This is a genomic window from Halobacillus sp. ABA4_118, from assembly GCF_056160205.1.
Map to the genome: position 1 here is coordinate 3,004,517 of NZ_JBSWWS010000001.1, position 16,163 is coordinate 3,020,679.

The 16,163-nt window shown below is 49.7% G+C and carries 18 protein-coding genes and 1 riboswitch; of the genes, 14 read left to right on the plus strand and 4 right to left on the minus strand.

Annotation, left to right across the window (positions count from 1 at the left end):
- Positions 1–278 precede the first annotated feature (278 nt).
- Positions 279–1,694, minus strand: coding sequence for an alanine/glycine:cation symporter family protein (locus tag ACXAGL_RS15285; RefSeq protein ID WP_474991669.1), 1,416 nt, complete (start codon positions 1,692–1,694; stop codon positions 279–281).
- Positions 1,695–1,993: 299 nt separating this feature from the next.
- On the opposite strand from ACXAGL_RS15285, the gene nagE reads away from it, so the two are divergent.
- From nagE to ACXAGL_RS15310, 5 genes are read left to right on the plus strand one after another with little or no spacing between them, the layout of a single operon-like run.
- A complete protein-coding gene (nagE, locus tag ACXAGL_RS15290) occupies positions 1,994–3,925 on the plus strand; it encodes an N-acetylglucosamine-specific PTS transporter subunit IIBC (protein ID WP_474991671.1) in 1,932 nt (643 codons plus the stop codon).
- Complete coding sequence (gene nagA, locus ACXAGL_RS15295; protein WP_474971629.1) at positions 3,918–5,090, plus strand: N-acetylglucosamine-6-phosphate deacetylase; 1,173 nt, start codon at positions 3,918–3,920, stop codon at positions 5,088–5,090. The genes nagE and nagA overlap by 8 nt, the downstream gene beginning before the upstream one ends.
- The gene (nagB, locus tag ACXAGL_RS15300; protein ID WP_474991673.1) at positions 5,090–5,827 is read left to right on the plus strand and encodes a glucosamine-6-phosphate deaminase; all 738 of its coding nucleotides are present in this window, start codon (positions 5,090–5,092) and stop codon (positions 5,825–5,827) included. Before nagA ends, nagB begins: the two co-directional genes overlap by 1 nt.
- A 6-nt stretch (positions 5,828–5,833) precedes the next feature.
- Positions 5,834–6,556, plus strand: coding sequence for a GntR family transcriptional regulator (locus tag ACXAGL_RS15305; RefSeq protein WP_474991675.1), 723 nt, complete (start codon positions 5,834–5,836; stop codon positions 6,554–6,556).
- A 10-nt stretch (positions 6,557–6,566) separates the two neighbouring features.
- Complete coding sequence (locus ACXAGL_RS15310) at positions 6,567–7,280, plus strand: sugar isomerase domain-containing protein (protein WP_474991677.1); 714 nt, start codon at positions 6,567–6,569, stop codon at positions 7,278–7,280.
- A gap of 102 nt (positions 7,281–7,382) precedes the next feature.
- Here the strand turns inward: ACXAGL_RS15310 and ACXAGL_RS15315 are convergent, their stop codons facing one another.
- Complete coding sequence (locus ACXAGL_RS15315; protein WP_474991678.1) at positions 7,383–7,889, minus strand: peroxiredoxin family protein; 507 nt, start codon at positions 7,887–7,889, stop codon at positions 7,383–7,385.
- A 163-nt stretch (positions 7,890–8,052) separates the two neighbouring features.
- Between ACXAGL_RS15315 and ACXAGL_RS15320 the strand changes: the two genes are divergently transcribed.
- The 4 genes from ACXAGL_RS15320 (at position 8,053) to ACXAGL_RS15335 (ending at position 11,883) form a co-directional block, all read left to right on the plus strand.
- Positions 8,053–8,685: a flavodoxin family protein gene (locus ACXAGL_RS15320; RefSeq protein ID WP_474968213.1), complete on the plus strand. Its 633-nt coding sequence runs from the start codon at positions 8,053–8,055 to the stop codon at positions 8,683–8,685.
- A 13-nt stretch (positions 8,686–8,698) separates the two neighbouring features.
- Positions 8,699–9,949 carry an ergothioneine biosynthesis protein EgtB gene (gene egtB, locus ACXAGL_RS15325; protein ID WP_474991680.1) on the plus strand — a complete coding sequence of 417 codons (1,251 nt, stop codon included), beginning with the start codon at positions 8,699–8,701 and terminating at the stop codon, positions 9,947–9,949.
- Positions 9,946–10,878, plus strand: coding sequence for an L-histidine N(alpha)-methyltransferase (egtD, locus tag ACXAGL_RS15330; RefSeq protein WP_474968215.1), 933 nt, complete (start codon positions 9,946–9,948; stop codon positions 10,876–10,878). Before egtB ends, egtD begins: the two co-directional genes overlap by 4 nt.
- A gap of 546 nt (positions 10,879–11,424) precedes the next feature.
- Positions 11,425–11,883, plus strand: coding sequence for a 2-thiouracil desulfurase family protein (locus tag ACXAGL_RS15335; protein WP_474968216.1), 459 nt, complete (start codon positions 11,425–11,427; stop codon positions 11,881–11,883).
- 271 nt (positions 11,884–12,154) lie between these two features.
- On the opposite strand, the gene ACXAGL_RS15340 is transcribed toward ACXAGL_RS15335, so the two are convergent.
- Together ACXAGL_RS15340 and ACXAGL_RS15345 are read right to left on the minus strand one after the other, a co-directional pair.
- A complete protein-coding gene (locus ACXAGL_RS15340) occupies positions 12,155–12,388 on the minus strand; it encodes a hypothetical protein (protein WP_474968217.1) in 234 nt (77 codons plus the stop codon).
- 114 nt (positions 12,389–12,502) lie between these two features.
- The gene (locus ACXAGL_RS15345; RefSeq protein ID WP_474991682.1) at positions 12,503–12,685 is read right to left on the minus strand and encodes a hypothetical protein; all 183 of its coding nucleotides are present in this window, start codon (positions 12,683–12,685) and stop codon (positions 12,503–12,505) included.
- A 92-nt stretch (positions 12,686–12,777) separates the two neighbouring features.
- On the opposite strand from ACXAGL_RS15345, the gene ACXAGL_RS15350 reads away from it, so the two are divergent.
- The 5 genes from ACXAGL_RS15350 to thiO all read left to right on the plus strand — a co-directional run bounded on the left by ACXAGL_RS15350 (position 12,778) and on the right by thiO (position 16,153).
- Entirely contained in the window at positions 12,778–12,939 is a 162-nt protein-coding gene (locus ACXAGL_RS15350; protein WP_474968219.1) for a hypothetical protein, read from the plus strand.
- A gap of 106 nt (positions 12,940–13,045) precedes the next feature.
- On the plus strand, positions 13,046–13,486 hold the full coding sequence (locus tag ACXAGL_RS15355) for an NUDIX domain-containing protein (protein WP_474991684.1): 441 nt from the start codon (positions 13,046–13,048) through the stop codon (positions 13,484–13,486).
- A 44-nt stretch (positions 13,487–13,530) separates the two neighbouring features.
- A riboswitch (TPP riboswitch) is annotated at positions 13,531–13,638 on the plus strand.
- A gap of 109 nt (positions 13,639–13,747) precedes the next feature.
- On the plus strand, positions 13,748–14,443 hold the full coding sequence (gene tenA, locus ACXAGL_RS15360; RefSeq protein WP_474991686.1) for a thiaminase II: 696 nt from the start codon (positions 13,748–13,750) through the stop codon (positions 14,441–14,443).
- Entirely contained in the window at positions 14,440–15,039 is a 600-nt protein-coding gene (gene tenI / locus ACXAGL_RS15365) for a thiazole tautomerase TenI (protein WP_474991687.1), read from the plus strand. Before tenA ends, tenI begins: the two co-directional genes overlap by 4 nt.
- A gap of 4 nt (positions 15,040–15,043) precedes the next feature.
- On the plus strand, positions 15,044–16,153 hold the full coding sequence (thiO, locus tag ACXAGL_RS15370) for a glycine oxidase ThiO (RefSeq protein WP_474991689.1): 1,110 nt from the start codon (positions 15,044–15,046) through the stop codon (positions 16,151–16,153).
- Positions 16,154–16,163 lie beyond the last annotated feature (10 nt).

Consider the following 16,163-nt stretch of genomic DNA (forward strand, 5'->3'; position numbering starts at 1 on the left):
TCAGCTAACTTGGGCAGGAAGGGCATCTGCCCAAGTGGATCTTCGGTCCGTGCTGTTCCCGCAGGCGTCACCACCGAACGCTTCTCGTGCCATCGCCAAATGAACAGGTTCGAGGATAGATCTTGGCAACGCGTATTCAGTGGATAAGAGACATCTCAAATTCACTTGGAAAGGGACGAATGAGAAAAGGAGTGTCATTTTTGTTCTTGGAGGCAAGGGGCATATCAACGTTTTTCAACACATGAAAAGACCTGCCGATATGGCAGGTCTTTGCTTAGTCAGCTTGCTTTCCGGCTGCTGTGATGAGGTTTCATCAGATAATCGTTAAAGAACGAATCGGTTTCTCTGACAATCACTTTATAAAGTAGCAGGAGCGCGATTAAGTTCGGAATCATCATAAGCGCGTTGGCCATGTTGGCGAAGGCCCAGACAAGATCCAGCTGCATGACAGCCCCCATGAAAGTGGCCCCGACGTAAACAAGACGGTAAGGCACGATATACTTCAATCCAGCCAGGTATTCAAAGCATTTCTCCCCGTACATATACCAGCCTACAATCGTTGAGAACCCGAAAAAGATCACCGAAAAGGCGACGATATATTCCCCGACAGTTCCCAGCGCATGACCGAAGGCTGCACTGGTAAGCGCACCACCGTCAAGGCCGGACGCGTGCTGGACGCCTGAAATATCTCCGCCGGACGGGTCCCAGAATCCGGTCATGAGAAGGACAAGTCCTGTCATTGTACAAACGATGATCGTCACAATAAACGTACCGGTCATCGCTACAAGCGCCTGTTTTACCGGGTGGTCGGTTTTGGCATTCCCCGCAATCAAAGCAGCTGTACCAAGTCCTGCTTCGTTGGAAAAGATTCCTCTGGAAACCCCGCTCCGGACAGCTTCCATAACGACGACACCAGCAAAACCGCCGACCGCAGAAATAGGTTGGAAAGCGTAGGTGAAGATCATCTCAAACGCCGGTATGATCGCATTGTAGTTCATCGTAATTATCAGCAGGGCTCCGCCTATGTACAGAAAAGCCATGACCGGTACAAAAAATCCGGCCACCGTACTGATCCGCTGAATCCCGCCGAAAATGATCAGGGCCGTAAACAGGACGAGCACCGTTCCCGTAATCCAGCCATTGATATGAAAACTTTCGTTCATCACATCCGCAATGGTGTTGGACTGCACACTGTTGCCGATCCCGAGTGCAGCAAAGGCACCGAAGAAGGCGAAAGCGACAGCGAGCCATTTCCACTTGCTTCCAAGCCCGCGTTCCACGTAATACATCGGTCCCCCGGAGTATTCGCCATTTTCATTTTTTACGCGGTATTTCATGGCAAGCAGGGCTTCAGCATACTTGGTAGCCATCCCGAGAAGACCGACAATCCACATCCAGAAGATCGCTCCAGGCCCACCGAGTGTCAGTGCCGTAGCCACACCGGCAATGTTTCCATTTCCGATTGTCGCCGATAAAGCCGTCATCAGCGTTTTGAAGTTACTGATATCTCCTTCGGCACTTTCGGTTTGATCCGTTTTTTCCTCTTTTGTGAAGGCGAGCTTGAAGGCATATAAAAGCTTTCGGAACTGCAGTCCCCGCAGCATCACCGTTAAAAATAAGCCTGTCCCGAATAATAGTATAAGACTGGGTGTTCCCCATAGGACATCGTTGATTTGATTTAATAGTTCCAGCATGAAATCCCCCCTGAAATCGGTTGCTACATTGTTGTGTGGTGGATGTAAACGGTTTCTCCTTTCACACTTTACCATTCCTGTTTCTATAACTATTTGTGTAGATGTGAAATTCTAAGCGCTTACATTTGTAAAAAAACACAAAAGTTTGTAGAAAAGAGGAGAACGGAGGGAACCGACCATTTGGAATCGCTTTAAGTTTAAATATTCTAATAATTTAAACTGGTATAGACAACTATAAGGGGATGGTGGTACGATAGCTTCAATGAAACGTTTTCATATATTAGAGGAGGTACACCATCATGTTGAACTTTTTACAAAGAATCGGAAAGTCGCTCATGTTTCCGATTGCTACGCTGCCGGCTGCTGCCCTGCTTGTCAGGCTCGGGATGGAGGATTTTCTCGATCTTCCGTTTATTACAGCAGCGGGAAACGGAATTCTAGGCAACCTTGCCCTTATATTCGCCATCGGAATTGCGATGGGTTTGTCGAAGGATGGAAGCGGAGCCGCCGCTTTGGCGGGTGCCGTCGGGTATCTGGTTCTTGATAATGGAATCGGTGCCATAAATGAAGATGTAAAGATGGGCGTTTTTGCCGGGGTGATCGCCGGGATTGCGGCTGGTTTGCTTTACAACCGCTACAATGATGTGAAGTTCCCGGAATTTTTATCATTTTTCGGAGGAAAACGATTTGTACCCATCATTACGTCCGCGGTTATGGTTGTCGCCGCTTTTGTTCTGGGTTATGTCTGGGTCTATCCGCAGGCCTTGTTGGATTCAACAGCGGACTGGATATTAAATGGTGGAGCCGCTGGTGTCGGTATTTACGGATTCTTAAACCGTCTGTTGATTCCAGTCGGACTGCACCATGTGATGAATACATTGATCTGGTTTGATTTTGGTACGTTCACAACAGAAAGCGGAGAGGTCGTGCGCGGGGAGATCAACCGCTTCTTGAACGGCGATCCGTCTGCAGGAAGCTTCCTGGCCGGCTTCTTCCCTGTCATGATGTTCGGTCTGCCTGCAGCTTGTCTCGCTATGTATGCCGCAGCGAAAAAAGAACGCAAGGCAGCCGTCGGGGGGATGTTCCTCAGTATCGGTCTGACATCGTTCCTGACAGGTGTAACAGAGCCGATCGAATTTTCCTTCATGTTCCTGTCTCCACTCCTTTATGTTGTACACGCTGCTTTAACAGGAGTATCGATGATTCTGGCCTACCTCTTTGATGTTCGTCACGGTTTTGGATTTTCTGCCGGGTTGATCGACTACGTATTGAATTACAATATTGCCCAAAACCCGTTCACTCTTATTTTGATCGGCTTGTTCATGGCTGCCGTCTATTTCTTTGTTTTCTACTTCCTGATCATCAAATTAAACTTGAAAACACCAGGTCGTGAAGACGAAGAAGAAGTGCAGACAGAGGTGGAAGAAGGAGCAGACGAATATGAAGCCAAAGCTTATCATTATTTAGAAGCTCTTGGTGGTAGAGATAATATTGAAACGCTCGACTATTGTACAACCCGTCTACGTCTTGAAATGAAGGACCGTGACATTGTCAATGAACCCGCTTTGAAGCGTTCCGGCGCCCGCGGCGTAATGAAGATCGGCCGTAACAACCTGCAGGTCATCGTTGGAACGACGGTGGAGTTTGTAGCGGAAGCTATGAAGAAACAGATGCAGAACCCAGGAATGACGGTTTCCTCTGCTCCAAGGGCCGAAAAGGAAAAAGCTCCTGGATCTACCGGACGAACATTGAACAAAGAAGAGTTCGCCATGCCGGTCAATGGACGAATTCTACCGCTTGAAGAAGTACCGGACCAAGTCTTTGCAGAAGGCATGATGGGGCCGGGTCTTGCAGTGGAACCTTCCGATGGCACCATCACTTCTCCGGTCAAAGGAAAAGTAGTCCAAGTCTTCCCGACGAAGCATGCGGTTGGTCTGGAAACAGATAAAGGTCTTGAACTGTTGATTCACGTTGGTCTGGATACGGTGAAACTTCAAGGGAAAGGATTCGAAGCTCTTGTTGAAGCCGGCGATCTTGTCGATCAAGGAACGCCGTTATTGCAGGTGGCTCTTGATGACGTGAAGAAGGAAGCACCGTCCGTCATTACACCGATTATTTTCACGAACCTGGAGAATGAAGTCGTCCATGTGCTCAAGCAGGGAACAGCAGATCGTGGAGATAAAGAGATTGTGGAAGTCACCAGTGAAAAGGAGGACGATGGCAATGAATGAAATGGTCATGACGAATGTGGACATCGTTTTCACTGACCGTACCATCTCATCCGGCTCTGTGCGGATCCAAGAGGGGAAAATCGCTGAAGTTTCGACTGGGACACTGAAAAGCTCTGGAACAGTTGTTGATGGGAAAGGCCGGAGGATGCTCCCTGGGTTCATTGATGTACACATCCATGGAGCGGCTGGGCATGACGTGATGGATGCTGTGCCGGAAGCAATCCATGGCATGAGTGTACAGCTGCCGGAAGAAGGAACGACCAGCTTCCTTGCGACGACGATGACCCAGTCACGCGAAAACATAACGAAAGCTATCAGAAACGCTGGGGCATTCAAGGAATCCCAGGTCCCCGGCGAGGGTGCCGAAATGCTCGGCATCCACTTGGAAGGTCCGTTCATTTCAGAGAAAAAGGCCGGCGCCCAGCATCCGGATCACATTATCAAACCATCCGTCGAGTTGTTTCACGAATGGCAGCAGGAAAGCCGCGGTCACATCAAGCTTGTTACGGTTGCCCCTGAAACCGAGGGGGCCTCTGCTTTCATTGAAGACGTGAGCCGGACAGGTGTGGTCTGCTCGCTCGGTCACAGCGATGCGCGTTTCGATCAGGTAACAGAAGCCGTCGAAAAAGGAGCGCGTCATGTCACGCACTTGTACAACCAGATGAGCGGCCTGCATCACCGGGAGCCCGGACTTGTAGGCGCCGCCTTTATGAATGACCGTCTGCTCGTGGAAATGATTGTCGATCATATTCATGTCCATCCGGATGCCGTCAAATTAGCGTATCAGAATATCGGAAGCGAACGGTCGGTTTTGATCACAGACGCGATGCGTGCCAAATGTCTTCCGCCGGGGACGTATGATCTTGGCGGGCAGGATGTTTTTGTAGAAAACAATGAAGCCAGGTTGTCCGATGGAACCCTTGCCGGCAGCATTTTAACGTTGGAGGAAGCCGCTAAAAAGATGAAACAGGACGCTGGATTGTCATGGCAGGAACTGGTCAGTATCACTTCCTGGAACGCCGCCGTCCAGCTTGGTGTCGAAGACCGTAAGGGGAGCATCGAACAAGGAAAGGATGCCGACCTTGTGCTGTTGGATGAACAAGGAAATGTCACCCTTACCATGTGCAGAGGAACGATCAGCTACAACGCAGAGGAGGGGCAGTAATGGAAATCATCGTTACGAACAACTATGAGGAACTCAGTAGAAAAGCGGCAGAGATCATTGACAGCCAGGTGAAGAAAGACCCTGCTTCTGTCCTCGGTTTAGCTACAGGCAGCACACCCCTTGGAACGTACAGGGAGCTTGTAAAGAGTTATGAAAAAGGAGAGACGGACTACAGCCAGGTTTCTACGTTGAACCTGGATGAATACGTCGGCTTGAGTCCGGATCACCATCAAAGCTACCGCTGTTTTATGAACGAGCATCTCTTTGACCTGGTGAACATCCAGAAAGCCAACACCTACATTCCTGATGGCAAGGCAGGGATCCTTACTGAGGAGTGTGAACGGTATGAGCAGGTCATTGATGAGATCGGCCCGCCGGACCTGCAGCTGCTTGGCATCGGCGAAAACGGCCATATCGGTTTCAATGAGCCGGGAACGTCATTTGAGAGCGGCACCCATGTCGTGGAATTGACGCCTTCTACGCGTCAGGCGAATGCCCGTTTTTTTGATACAATGGAGGAAGTACCGACGCATGCGGTTACGATGGGGATTCAATCCATTCATAAAAGTAAAAAAATCATTCTGCTGGCCTCCGGAAAGCGCAAGGCTGAAGCGATCCGTCAGCTGATTTACGGGGAGAGGGATGAGCAGTTTCCGGCTTCCTCCTTGAAAGAGCATCATGATTTGACGCTGATCGTCGACCGTGAGGCTTATGCGTTAGTAAACGAGAAAGGGTGAGGGATTGTGCTGAAAAAGAATCATCCGCTCCCGATGTATTATCAAATTGAAGAGTTTTTAAAGCAGGAAATCAAGGAAGGAACGTTCCATCCGGGAGATATGATCTCTTCGGAAAGAGAGTTGTCGGAACGCTTTCAAGTGAGCCGGATGACCGTCAGACAGGCCGTATCCAACATGGTCAACGACGGCATCCTGTACAGGGAAAAGGGAAGAGGAACGTTCGTCGCAGAAAAGAAAATTGAACAGCCTCTGAAAGGGCTGACAAGCTTTACCGAGGACATGAAGCTGCGCGGCATGAGTTCATCCAGCCGTCTGTTATCGTTTGATGTAATACAGGCCCCTCAGGACATTGCCTTTAAATTGAACCTTGAAGATGGCGGGGATGTGTATGCCGTCAAACGTATCCGATTCGCTGACAAACAGGCGATGGCAGTGGAAACGTCTTTTCTTCCTGTTTCTCTGCTTCCGGATCTTACAGAGGAAATCGTCCAGGGATCGATGTATGAGTATTTGGAGAACGTGCTTGATTTTAGAATCAGTCATGCGCGTCAGGAGATTGAAGCCCGTGCGGCCGATGAAAAAGACAGTGGAGATCTTCATATTGAAGCCCACTCGCCTGTTCTCCATATTGAGCGTTGCAGTTATCTTGATAACAAAGTTCCGTTCGAAGTCGTCAAATCCACCTACAGGGCGGATCGCTATAAGTTCATCAGTGATATTGAGCGGTAAGGAGGATGTCATGAGTTACTTATTGGATGTGACCCGCCGCCTTCAGTCATTGGCAGGGCGCCAGTCAGAGGCTTTTGAAGCCATCAGTCGTCGGTTTGCGGAAGTAATCAGCAGGGGCGGTGTGATTCATACGTTCGGTTGTGGGCATTCCAGTTTGATTGCCCAGGAAGCGTATTACCGGGCCGGCGGTCTCGTTCCGGTCCGTCCGATACTCATCGAGCCGCTCATGCTTCACAAGGGCGCCGTGCAGGCAAGCCAATATGAAAGAACCCCCGGTTTTGTCGGTCCGTATCTGGAAAAGGAAGACGTACAGCCTGGAGATGCGGTACTGATCATCTCCACCTCAGGCCGAAATCCGGCTCCAGTGGAAGCAGCGGAATTTTTCAGGGAGATGGGTGTGTACACAACAGCTCTGACATCGCTCCGTTATGCTGACTCCCAGCCTTCCCGGCTGGATTCCGGGAAGCGGCTGGAAGATAGGGCTGAGGATGTGATTGATATGGAAGTTCCGGTCGGTGACGCAGTCATGAAAGGGAAGGAAACGGATCATTCCCCCGTATCCACGGTACTTGGGACGGCTATCATCCACGAGCTTTTGACCCGCACCATTCATCACTTGGAGGAGAGCGGTAAGGAAGTGCCGATATTCAAAAGCGGGAATGTGGATGGCTCTGACGAACATAACCAAAGAATGATGAAGCATTATACCCAGATTCGTTTTTAACGTGAAAGCACGTTCTTAGTATGCATGGCGGTTCGTGGAATAAGGAAAATCAAAAATCCCGTCCGGTGAACAGGTTTCGTTCACCGGACGGGATTTTTGTGTTCAGCCTTTTAAGTTGCTGCGGATATACTGGATGATTTTCCTCAGTTCTGTCGGTGCCGGACGACCGAATGGACTCGTCTGTCTCTGCTGGTACAACACCCGTCCCTCAGCATCGGTCAGAAAGTAGGCCGGGTCTCCGTGCGTGCCGTGGTCTTCGTAAAGCGCATCTTCATCGTGGAAGTGCACCTGGTAGTCTTTTAAAAACTGGAAGTCCGTATCATTCAGCACAGGAAAACTGAATTGATGCTCCTCCTGCATTTTTTCAAGATCGGCTTTTTCGTCGTGAGTCACAGTAATCAGATGGATCTTTTTATCGTTGAAGTATCCCTGGTCCTTTTCCAGTTGATCGAGCTCGTTCATGCAGGCAGGGCACCACGATCCACGGAAAAATATAATCAAATGCCAGTGATCCTCGTCATGGCTTTTTAAATCCTCAGAGAAACAGAATTCCCCGCCGGTAATTTTCGGAAGGGTGAAATCAGGCGCTTTGTCATTCAATTTGAACATTCATACACACTCCTTCATCCATTCTTCTCTCCTAAAATGCCCATATTCAAATGTAAACATGTGTAAAGATTTTGTCATTTACCTTACAAATTGGAAAAAGCAGGATTAAAATAAAGGCAGAAGGGAAAAAGGATTCAATATACTTATAAGGAGGTTTGAAACGATGGCAGATTTGAAAGCGCTGATCTTGAACTGCAGCTTAAAGAAAACATCGGATGAAACATCCCATACCGAAGCTCTCGGGCGGGAGGTACTCGATATTCTGGAGAATGAAGGGGTACATACGGAAACGGTCCGTCTGGCGGATTATCATATTCCAAACGGCGTGGCGAAGGACCTCGGGGGCGGAGACCAGTGGCCGGAGATTTTTGAAAAGGTCAAAGAAGCGGACATCCTTCTGATCGGAACACCGCTCTGGCTCGGGGAGAAAAGCAGCATCGCAAGCGTGGCGATGGAACGTTTGTATGGAAGCAGCAGTGAAACGAATGAAAAAGGGCAGGCGGTCTACTACAACAAAGTCGGAGGCGTCGTCATTACCGGGAACGAAGATGGAGCGAAGCACGCCGCTGCCTCCATTATTTACGGCCTTTCCCATATCGGTTTCGTCATTCCGCCGAATGTGGATGCCTACTGGGTCGGAGAAGCCGGTCCCGGCGCGTCTTATCTGGATGAAGGCGGCGGACAGGAGAATGAGTTTACAAAAGGTCATGTGAAGATGCTTGCCTACAATACGCTGCACCTGGCCCGTATTTTCAAGGAAAACCCTATTCCTGCTGTTGGAAATACCACAGAGTAAAAGGAGCTGCTATATGGAAACGACCCATCAAAGTGTATTAAGTGTCTATACAGAAACGAGAACATTCACAGAGAAGCTTGTTGAAACGCTGAAGACGGAAGACTTTGTCGTCCAGGCGGCTAAGCATGTGAGTCCGGCGAAATGGCACCTGGCGCACACGACATGGTTTTTCGAGAAATTCATTCTGGAAGTGTACATTCCTGATTACCGGCATTATAACGAGGCGTTCCTATTCCTCTTCAACTCCTACTATGAAACCGTCGGAGAATTCCACCCGCAGGAGAGGCGTGGTTTGATTACCCGCCCGACGGTGGAGGAAACGATGGATTACCGCCGTCATGTGGATCAGGAAATGAGCCGCCTGCTTGCCGGACGTGTCGGTGACGCAGATATTGACGGGCTTGTGGAAATCGGTCTGCAGCACGAACAGCAGCACCAGGAGCTCATCTTAATGGACATCAAATACAACTTTTCCTATAACCCGCTTTATCCGGTATTCAAGGAGCAGGTGGATGCTTCCTATGGCCGTGCTCCTGAGCTTTCGTTCTTTGAATTCGAAGAAGGGGTCGCGGAAATCGGTCATAACGGGGAGGGGTTTGCTTTTGACCATGAAGGTCCGCGCCACAAAACGTACCTTCATCCGTACCGCATTGCCAACAGGCCGGTAACAAACGGGGAGTTCATGCAGTTTATGGAGGCAGGTGGCTATGAACAGCCCGAGCACTGGCTTTCGGACGGCTGGGGAACGGTGAAGGAACATCAGTGGAAGCATCCTCAGTACTGGGTGAATAAAGACGGGGAATGGCACATGTTCACACTTTCCGGTCTGCAGAAAATTGATCTGGATGCTCCGGTCAGCCATGTCAGCTTTTACGAAGCCGACGCGTATGCGAGATGGTCCGGGCACAGACTTCCGACAGAACAGGAGTGGGAGCATGCCATGGAAGCGCTTGAGGTGGACGGTCACTTTATGGAGCATGAGCAGTATCAGCCGCATTCCATTTATAAGGGAGATGGAACGATCGAAAAGGCATACGGCGATGTGTGGGAATGGACACAGAGCCCATACGTTCCCTACCCGGGAAATAAACCACTGGATGGAGCTCTTGGTGAATACAATGCCAAATTCATGGCGAACCAGATCGTTCTCCGTGGAGGCGCCTGTGTTACACCGCAGTCCCACATCCGGGCGACGTACCGGAACTTTTTCCATCCGCAGATGCGCTGGCAGTTCAGCGGTATCCGATTGGCGGAGGATGTATGAAGACGCATTTGAATGTAAAGGCGCCATCCAATATTCTCACCGGTCTTTTAGAAGAAAAGAAATGGATTTCCTCTAAATTTTTATACGATGAGCAGGGGTCACAGCTGTTTGAACAGATTACAGATCTGCCGGAGTATTACCAGACACGGACAGAAGCGCAGATTCTTCTGGAAAACCTGAGTGCATGGAAATCCGTTTTCCATGAACCATCCGCCCTGATTGAGCTGGGCAGCGGCAGCAGTAAAAAGACGAAAATTCTGCTGGATCATGTGAAGAACATTGAAAGCTATATTCCCATCGATATTTCTGAAGAATTTCTGGCGGATACGGTGACTCAGCTGCAGACATCGTATCCGGGGATTCATATTCAAGGCGTCAGTGCGGACTATACACAGCCGTTTACACTCCCTGATTTGAAGGGGAAGAAGAAAGTCGTTTTCTTCCCAGGCTCTACGATCGGAAATTTTGAACCGGAGGAGGCAGAGCGTTTTCTCGGAAATATCCGAAGCCTCCTGCAACCCGGCGATCAGCTGATCCTCGGAGTTGATCGCAAAAAAGACGAAACGATCATAGAAGCCGCTTATGATGATGCGGCAGGGGTGACCGCAGCGTTTAATAAAAACTTGATCACAAGGATGAATCGTGAACATGGAGCATCGATTGATGTGGAGAGTTTTTCTCATGTGGCTCTTTATAATTCAACTGCCGGGAGAATTGAAATGCACCTGGAAAGCGTCAGGGATCAGGTTCTTTCCGTCGGCGGGTATACCATTGAGATGAAAAAGCAGGAAAGAATCCATACAGAGAACTCCTATAAATATGATCCGGAAGATATGATTCAACTGGGCAGATCGAGCGGTTTTCTGCTTCAGCGTGTCGTATCAGATGAAAGAGAGTATTTTAGTGTCTGTCTGATGGAAGTGGTTTAGGTGGAAGGCCCGGACTCTGTCAGCAGGGTCTGGATTTTCTTTTTAATAAAGGCTCTGTTATTGCTTGGTGTTGGTATTTAACATATGAGCTCAGATCATCTCTTTCTGTTATGGGATTTGTAGGAGGCGGCCTTGGGAATGACTCCCTTTCCGTGGGGTACCGTGAGCCTCCTCAGGCAGCGCCTTCCGGGGTCTCACGATGTACCTTCATCCCACAGGAGTCTCGCCATTCCCAAGGCCGCCTCTTCAAAGAAGAGTAGTTAGAAAGGACATAACCGAAGTCCGTTACACCACTACGAAAGGGATGGCAGGGAAAACAGGTAGACTCCTGCGGGAAAAAGGAACAAGGGGAGACCCCGGAGAACGAAGTTCGAGGAGGCTCATCGTTCCCCGCGGAAAGCGGACGGTTTTCCCTGCCATCCCATGCCCTGAGTAAACAACGGACCGGACCCCTAATTCCATACGGAGACGATTTAGTAATCGTTTAAAATATCAACAACAGACTTTAACAGAGCTTTAATAAAAGATAAAGGGAGGAAAAGAAGGGTGATTTTGATCAGTTCCTGTCTGGCTGGTATGAAAGTGCGCTACGATGGCACCGACTGCCTCCAGGAGAAAATTCAAAAATTAATATTGGAAAAGAAAGCGGTTCCCGCCTGCCCGGAACTGCTGGGAGGATTCATGGTCCCGCGCCCTCCGGCAGAGATTATCGGCGGTGATGGAGAGGATGTCCTGAAAGGCCGGGCCCGTGTAATGGAAAAGACAGGAACCGATGTAACAGAGTCGTACATAAGAGGGGCTTATTTGACGTTGGAAACGGTAAGAGATCTGCAGATTGATACGGTAGTGTTGAAGGAGGGAAGCCCGTCCTGCGGCAGTACCCTCGTCTATGACGGCACGTTCAGCGGGAGACAGGTTACCGGAAAAGGGGTCACGGCGGCCCTGCTTGAACGGAACGGCATACAGGTGATGAGTGAAATTGATTTTATCCATACGTTGGTGTAAAGAGCCCTCTCCAGGGGCTCTCCTCATGTAGAAAAAGCTTTTCTCCTCGAGGGGGGGGACTGCGATTGTCACGCTCCGCTGATCGGTGGATGCCCGCCGCGGGCACGGCCTCAGCTGACTTGGGTACGAAAACCACCTGCCCAAGTGGATCTTCACCTCATGCTTTTCCGCAGGCGTCACCATCGAACACTCCACGTCGCCTTCCCTTATGCGGTCTAGGATGTTTAAGTCGCGTTTGCAGGAATAGGGATCTCATCTAAAGGGACTCTTATTATTGGATGAATCCGGCTATGGAAGTAAACAGACAGAAAACAGAGACCGCATAATAAATGGAGGCACGCTTTTTAGTTGTTTCTTTTTGTTCTTCAAGGCCAAGGATAACCATAAGAATGGCTAAACCTGCGAGAGTGAAAGACAAAAGGTCTCCTGATTTATCTGTCCATAATCCGTAGCCGGACAAAAGGATGATTATGACTGATAAGAGGATTCGAATCTTTTTTAACATATGTATCCGCTCCTTATAAGTGGATGATTCTCTTTAAATGCTGCCTTCCCTTAGAGGACATAAAACAACAAGACAAGACTGACAGCGGTAAAGCCGAAGTTTAAAATGGCATGCTTATTTTGGCGGATCAAGTGATACCTCCAGGCGTCCAGTCCGCTTTTCACTGTCCAGAAGGATAAGAAAGAGGGATCCCGTGTAGGTGTTGGATGGATTGTCATCCAACAGAAACCATCCGGCAGTGATCAAAAGCGCAGCGGGAAGGATGTTCCACGCCGAAAGGACTTTCAGTTGTGTCATTGTTTTCCTCCTCTCCGAGCCATATTTTACCTGAGATGAGCATAAAAAAACACCCGTCCTGAAAAGGGCGGGTGTTTTTAGAATGAAATGAAATGACTTGTCCTTCCCTGCAGAGGACCATTATCGTGGATATCCAGCGCTTTGGTAAGGTGGAAGAAGGAGCAGGTGTCGTTGTCTACCTCGCTTCCCTGAAGGCTTCTGCCATTAATGGAGCGATGCAGAAAGTCAAAGACGTTATTATCCGTTCTGTGTAACGGTTTATAATAAAGAGACACAATGAATATGCTCAAAAATCTTTTCTTCATGAAGGGGAGGAGTTTGAAGCGGTGTGTCGAATTTGGTGGGGGAAGGAGTTTGTATATGTCGTATTCTTATATCATAAACGTAGAAGCGGCCATTATGAAAGAGGACCATATTCTACTTATTCAAAGGTCACCGGAAGAGGAGCACGCGGGAGGATTGTATTCGCTGCCTGGAGGGAAAATGGAGTTCAGTCCGGATTCCCTTGATGTGCTGGAAGATAACGTCCGCCGTGAAATTAAAGAGGAGATCGGCCTCACTTTGGATGGGGACCTTACCTATGTACACAGCAATTCTTTTTTAATCGGGGATATCCAGGTTCTGAATATCGTGTTTCTGACTACGGATTTCACAGGAGAGCCCTATATAAAGAGTCCGGAAGAAGTGGCGGACATGGTCTGGGTTGAGCCGGGTCTGAACGAGAGTCCCGTCCCGATTTCTCCCTGGACCGCCAACAGTATCCAGAAAGCCGTGGAACGGCAGTCGAAAATCTGTTTTTGACAAAAAATTCTAACGTGTTACGATGAAAGGGAATTGAATAACGAGCGATCCACTAGGGGTGCCTTCTCAAAGGCTGAGATTAAAGTGATGCTTTAAGACTCTTGGAACCTGATCTGGTTTATACCAGCGTAGGGAAGTGGCCGATACCTATACATGTCTATGAAAATAAATGTATATCAGCCACTTTTCCTATGCCGGGGAAAGTGGCTTTTTTAGTGGAAAAAATCAGTAGCGTATCGTTCAACAAAGGAGAGAGTGGATATGACATTTTCAGAAGAAATCAGAAAGGCCGTGGATGAGATTTGGGAGGGAAGTTTTCACCATCCTTTTGTAACAGGGATTGGAGAGGGAACGCTTCCTCTCGAAAAGTTCCGTTATTATGTGCTTCAGGATTCGTATTACTTGTCTCATTTTGCCCGTGTCCAGTCACTGGGAGCTGCAAAGTCTGAAGATATGGCTGTTATGGCCAATATGGCGTCTCATGCTCAAAGTACGTATGAAGCAGAGCTTGGGCTTCATGAGAACTTTTCGAAGCAGCTGGGCATTACGCAGGCAGAGCGGGAGCAGTTCAAGCCGTCGCCGACAGCCTATGCGTATGCGTCCCATATGTACAGAGGAGCGTATAACGGGGATTTAGGGGATGTGATTGCGACGATTCTTCCATGCTACTGGCTGTATTATGAAGTCGGCGAACATTTGAAAGAATCGTCACCGGAAGAACCGGTCTATCAGGAATGGATTGCGGCTTACGGAGGGGATTGGTTCCGGACGCTTGTAGAAGAGCAGATCCAGCGCCTTGATGAACTGGCTGAAGCGAAAACAGATGCCGGCAGAGCCCGGATGAAGGAATTGTTTATCATCAGCAGTCAGTATGAATATATGTTCTGGGAAATGGCTTACCGTATGGAGGAATGGCCGTTTGATTTAAAACAGTCGATCGCAGCCGGACGTGAATGAAACTGCACGTCATTTCCACAGGGCGGCAGTCCAGGGAGGAACTGTGCACAAGGGTGACTGCGATTGAACCGATGATTGATTTCTTCCATCTTCGTGAAAAGCAGTGGTCCGCAAGTGAAGTGGCGGATACTGTAGATGCTTTGACAGACCTTGGGTTTCCAACCGAAAAGCTCGTCATCAATGACAGGGTGGATGTAGCAGTGGCAAAAGCAGTGCCTCACGTGCAGCTGGCCGGACACAGTCTTCCGGTCGAAGAGGTTAAGCGGGCTTTTCCTTTTTTAAACGCCGGGTGTTCGGTCCATTCTGTAGAAGAAGCTGTTACTGCAGAAAAACGGGGAGCAGATTTTATTTTGTTCGGACATGTCTTTGAGACAGCATCCAAGCCTGGATCGGCGGGACGCGGGCTCGAGGCTCTGCAGAGGGTCACACAGGCAGTCTCGCTGCCTGTCACCGCGATAGGGGGATTGACACCGGAAAATGTCAGCCGCCTTCAGCCCTTTGGAGCGTCGGGAGCGGCTGTACTATCCGGCATTCTATTAGCAGACGATGCGGAAAAGGCGGTCCGCCGTTATCAATACCGACTGGGAAGGAGATGAAGGGATGTTTTATGACGCAATTGTTGTGGGTGGTGGAGTGATTGGAAATTCTATTGCGTATCAGCTGGTTAAGCGGCAGAAAAAAGTCCTCGTCATCGACCGGGGGAAAACCGGACAGAAAGCATCAAGCGCCGCCGCCGGCATGCTTGGGGCTCAGTCCGAATGGAAAGGGGACGATCCGCTTTTTCAAATGGCGAGAACGAGCCGGGCGATGTTTCCTTCTCTTGCAGCTGAATTGAAAGAACTCAGCGGGGTGGATATCGGGCTCCAGCAGAAAGGGTTGTATAAAATTGCCCTTACGAATGAGGAAAAGGAAGCGTGGAAGCAGCTGGGGAAATCGCAGGAAGCGGTCGGTGAAACAGCCCGGTGGATCGATTGTGATGAAATGTGTGATACAGAGCCGTCTCTTTCCGACAGGATTACAGGAGCATTATACCTGCCGGAAGACGGACAGGTAGACGCACCAAAGCTGACAAAAGCATATGCGGCTTCGGCCGCAGCGCTCGGCGCGGATTTTCTGGAACACACGGACGTCACCGGTTTGGTGGAAGAAAACGGTCGGATCATTGGAGTCAGCACCATCGGAGGCACGTATACAGGGGATGCGGTCATCGCAGCGGCCGGGGCGTGGAGTGCTTCGCTGTTGAATGCTGAACGCACCATTGTGGAAACGTACCCGGTCAAAGGGGAGTGCTTTTCTGTCCGGACGAAACGGCCGCTCATCACAGGGACCCTTTTCACAAAAGGCTGCTACATCGTTCCGAAGGCGGGAAACCGCCTCGTTATCGGCGCCACTGAACAGGTGGGTTCCTTCGACGAGTCCGTTACCGTAGAGGGCCTTTTTCAATTGATGGAAAAAGCCCGCCGCCTCATTCCTTCACTTCGGGAATCCGAAATGGAAGCTACGTGGGCCGGAATCCGGCCGCAGACGAAAAGCGGCATTCCCTATGTCGGTCCTCATCCTGAAAAAGAGGGGCTGTGGCTGGCGACAGGCCATTACCGGAACGGCATCCTGCTTTCGGCGGTGACTGGAACGCTGGTGGCGGACCAAATCGAAGGGAAGCCGGTGGAGCCGGACTGGGTGACGAGTGGACAAAGCTTCATCACGTTATAAAGGAGGATCA

Excerpts from the sequence above, each read along its gene's own strand:
- nagB (WP_474991673.1), top strand. The coding sequence starts at position 5,090 with ATGGAAATCATCGTTACGAACAACTATGAGGAACTCAGTAGAAAAGCG.
- ACXAGL_RS15285 (WP_474991669.1), bottom strand. The coding sequence starts at position 1,694 with ATGCTGGAACTATTAAATCAAATCAACGATGTCCTATGGGGAACACCC.
- ACXAGL_RS15350 (WP_474968219.1), top strand. The coding sequence starts at position 12,778 with ATGACTTGTCCTTCCCTGCAGAGGACCATTATCGTGGATATCCAGCGC.
- nagA (WP_474971629.1), top strand. The coding sequence starts at position 3,918 with ATGAATGAAATGGTCATGACGAATGTGGACATCGTTTTCACTGACCGT.
- ACXAGL_RS15310 (WP_474991677.1), top strand. The coding sequence starts at position 6,567 with ATGAGTTACTTATTGGATGTGACCCGCCGCCTTCAGTCATTGGCAGGG.
- nagE (WP_474991671.1), top strand. The coding sequence starts at position 1,994 with ATGTTGAACTTTTTACAAAGAATCGGAAAGTCGCTCATGTTTCCGATT.
- ACXAGL_RS15345 (WP_474991682.1), bottom strand. The coding sequence starts at position 12,685 with ATGACACAACTGAAAGTCCTTTCGGCGTGGAACATCCTTCCCGCTGCG.
- ACXAGL_RS15355 (WP_474991684.1), top strand. The coding sequence starts at position 13,046 with ATGTCGTATTCTTATATCATAAACGTAGAAGCGGCCATTATGAAAGAG.
- thiO (WP_474991689.1), top strand. The coding sequence starts at position 15,044 with ATGTTTTATGACGCAATTGTTGTGGGTGGTGGAGTGATTGGAAATTCT.
- egtD (WP_474968215.1), top strand. The coding sequence starts at position 9,946 with ATGAAGACGCATTTGAATGTAAAGGCGCCATCCAATATTCTCACCGGT.
- tenI (WP_474991687.1), top strand. The coding sequence starts at position 14,440 with ATGAAACTGCACGTCATTTCCACAGGGCGGCAGTCCAGGGAGGAACTG.
- tenA (WP_474991686.1), top strand. The coding sequence starts at position 13,748 with ATGACATTTTCAGAAGAAATCAGAAAGGCCGTGGATGAGATTTGGGAG.
- ACXAGL_RS15315 (WP_474991678.1), bottom strand. The coding sequence starts at position 7,889 with ATGTTCAAATTGAATGACAAAGCGCCTGATTTCACCCTTCCGAAAATT.
- ACXAGL_RS15320 (WP_474968213.1), top strand. The coding sequence starts at position 8,053 with ATGGCAGATTTGAAAGCGCTGATCTTGAACTGCAGCTTAAAGAAAACA.
- ACXAGL_RS15340 (WP_474968217.1), bottom strand. The coding sequence starts at position 12,388 with ATGTTAAAAAAGATTCGAATCCTCTTATCAGTCATAATCATCCTTTTG.
- egtB (WP_474991680.1), top strand. The coding sequence starts at position 8,699 with ATGGAAACGACCCATCAAAGTGTATTAAGTGTCTATACAGAAACGAGA.